This is a genomic window from Arthrobacter sp. 2YAF22_2, assembly GCF_052114645.1.
In the GTDB taxonomy this organism is placed as follows: domain Bacteria; phylum Actinomycetota; class Actinomycetes; order Actinomycetales; family Micrococcaceae; genus Arthrobacter.
In genome coordinates this window covers 1-2,587 of sequence record NZ_JBFRFD010000501.1, presented here as the reverse complement: position 1 = coordinate 2,587, position 2,587 = coordinate 1, and the positions used below count along the sequence as shown (strand labels likewise).

The following is a 2,587-nucleotide window of genomic DNA, read 5'->3' as shown; positions in this document are numbered from 1 at the left end:
GGCCGCCGTCCCGCCGCGGCCACGCTCTTACCTTCACCCCCAACTCTTTAGGTGAACCATGTCTGTACTGAACAACTCTCGCGGAGAGACCACGCGGGACGCTTCCCGCGGGCCCTCCCGCGGCGCAGCCGGCACCCCCGGGCCGCGGAATACCTTCTCCGCCTGGGCGAACCGGCACCGCAAGTGGCTCTTCGCCGCTCCGGCCATGATCTTCGTCGGCGTCCTGATCGTCTTCCCGCTGGCGTGGACGCTGTACCTGAGCTTGACCGACTCGCAGGGCTCGGTCCGCGCCGCGTCCGAGTTCGTCGGCCTGGAGAACTACGCGACGGTGCTGGCCGACGGCGACCGGTTCTGGCCCGCCGTCGGCCGCACGCTGACCTTTACCGGCGTCGCGCTGTTCTGCGAAGTTGTTCTGGGCATGGGCATCGCGCTGCTGCTGTGGCGCCCCTTCCGCGGCGAAAAATGGGTGCGGGTCGCCATCCTGCTGCCGCTCGTCGCCACGCCGGTGGCGGTCGGCATGATGTGGCGGCTGATCTTTGACCCCAACATCGGCTTCGCCAACCAGCTCCTCGGCATGATCGGCATCCCGCCGCAGCCCTGGCTCTCCGGCCAGGACACCGCCCTGGGCACCACGATCTTCATGGACATCTGGCAGTGGACCCCCATGGTGGTGCTGATCCTGCTGGCCGGCCTGACCTCGCTCTCCGAGGAGCCGGACGAAGCCGCCCGGATGGACGGCGCCAACGCCTTCCAGCGCTTCTTCTTCATCACCCTGCCGCTCATGATGCCCACCGTGATCGTCGCCATCCTGCTGCGCGGCATCGACGCGCTGAAGACCTTCGACATCCTCTACGCCACCAAGGGCAAAGGCGGCGGCTCCTTCCACGAGGTGGAGACGCTCAACGTCTACGCCTACGGCCTGAGCTTCGACTACAACCAGTACGGACTCTCCTCCGCGGTGCTGATCCTGTTCTTCATGATTATCATCATCACCATGTGGCTGCTGACCATGCGCAAGAAAGCGGTAAGCAAATGACCGTACTGAACCAGACCACCGAATCCCGCGTCGCCGCCGTCCCGGCCCAGCCGCGGCGCCGCAAGCCGCTCGCCACCCGCGTCTACAAGGTGTTCCGGGTCGTGGCCCTGATCGCCGTAGTGCTGTTCCTGGTCGCCCCGCTGATCTGGATGCTGCTGGCATCCTTCAAGACCAACGTGGACATCTATGACACGGGCAAGTCGTTCGTCTTCACCCCCACCGGCGAGAACTACGCCAACGTGCTGCAGCGCAACAACTACTTCATCTTCATCTTCAACAGCTTCTGGGTGGCGTTCGTCTCCACCGCCCTGTCGTTGGTCCTTGGCGTGCCGGCAGCCTACGCCATGAGCCGATTCACCATGCACCGCTCGGCCCTGGTGGTCCTGATGGCCCGCGTCATCCCGGGTGTTTCGCTGCTGGTGCCCTGGTACTACGTCTTCTCCAACCTGAAGATGGTGGGCGGCTTCGAGGTACTGATCCTCAGCCACATGTTCGTGGCCCTCCCGCTGATCGTCTACATCATGATGAGCTATTTCGATTCGATGCCGCTGGAACTGGAGGAATCGGCCCAGGTGGACGGGCTCACGCCGATCGGCGCGTTCCGCCGCATCACGCTGCCGCTGTCCGTTGCCGGCATCGCCACCGCCGGGATCCTGTCGTTCATCTTCTCGTGGAACAACTTCATGTTCGCCCTGGTGCTCTCCGGTTCCAAGACCAAGACCCTGCCGGTCGCGATCTTCGACTTCGTCTCCTACGCCAGCATCGACTGGGGCGGACTCATGGCGGCGGCCACGGTGGTCACCATCCCGATCATGATCATTGCGCTCTTTACGCAGAAGTACATCGTCTCCGGCCTCACCGCCGGGGCGACCAAGGGCTAGGCAGCACATGACACGCATCAGCAGGATTGAAACCTTCCTCGTCGCCCCGCGCTGGCTCTTCGTCCGGATCGAGACTGACAGCGGGATCGTCGGCTGGGGCGAGGCCAGCTGCGAGGGCCGCAGCGAAACCGTCCGCACCGCCGTCGACCAGCTCTCCGAGCTGCTGATCGGCAACGACGCGCTGCGGATCGAGGACCACTGGCAGGTCATGACCAAGGGCTCCTTCTACCGCGGCGGGCCCATCCTGGCCAGTGCCGTCTCCGGCCTGGACCAGGCACTGTGGGACATCGCCGGCAAGCACTTTAACACTCCCGTTCACCAGCTCCTGGGCGGCCACGTCCGCGACCGGATCCGGATGTACGGCTGGGTGGGCGGCGACGAGCCCAACGAGGTGGCGGACCAGATCAGCGCGCAGCTGGAAGTCGGACTCACCGCGGTGAAGATGAACGCCAGCGGCCGGATGAGCCCGATCGCCTCGGTGGCCGAGCTCGACGGCGTCGTCCGCCGGGTCGCTGCCGCTCGCGAGGTCCTCGGGGACCACCGCGACGTCGCCGTCGACTTCCATGGACGCTTCAGCCTGGCCAACGCCCGGCGCGTGGCGCCCTTGCTGGAACCGTACCGGCCGTTCTTCCTCGAGGAACCCGTGGTCCCGGAAAACACCCACCTGCTG

3 protein-coding genes are annotated in these 2,587 nt (G+C 65.6%); all 3 read left to right on the top strand.

The features are described from left to right. Positions 1 to 58: 58 nt before the first annotated feature. Positions 59 to 1,036 (top strand): carbohydrate ABC transporter permease, encoded by a 978-nt coding sequence (locus AB4Y86_RS16460; RefSeq protein WP_441403251.1) that lies wholly within the window; start codon positions 59 to 61, stop codon positions 1,034 to 1,036. Further along, on the top strand, positions 1,033 to 1,917 hold the full coding sequence (locus tag AB4Y86_RS16455; RefSeq protein ID WP_441403250.1) for a carbohydrate ABC transporter permease: 885 nt from the start codon (positions 1,033 to 1,035) through the stop codon (positions 1,915 to 1,917). Before AB4Y86_RS16460 ends, AB4Y86_RS16455 begins: the two co-directional genes overlap by 4 nt. Positions 1,918 to 1,924: 7 nt before the next feature. Beyond that, a partial coding sequence (dgoD, locus tag AB4Y86_RS16450) for a galactonate dehydratase (RefSeq protein WP_441403249.1) occupies positions 1,925 to 2,587 on the top strand: 663 nt, incomplete at its 3' end.

What these genes read in the sequence shown, in the direction of transcription:
- AB4Y86_RS16460 (WP_441403251.1), top strand. Translation starts at nt 59, where the DNA reads ATGTCTGTACTGAACAACTCTCGCGGAGAGACCACGCGGGACGCTTCC.
- AB4Y86_RS16455 (WP_441403250.1), top strand. Translation starts at nt 1,033, where the DNA reads ATGACCGTACTGAACCAGACCACCGAATCCCGCGTCGCCGCCGTCCCG.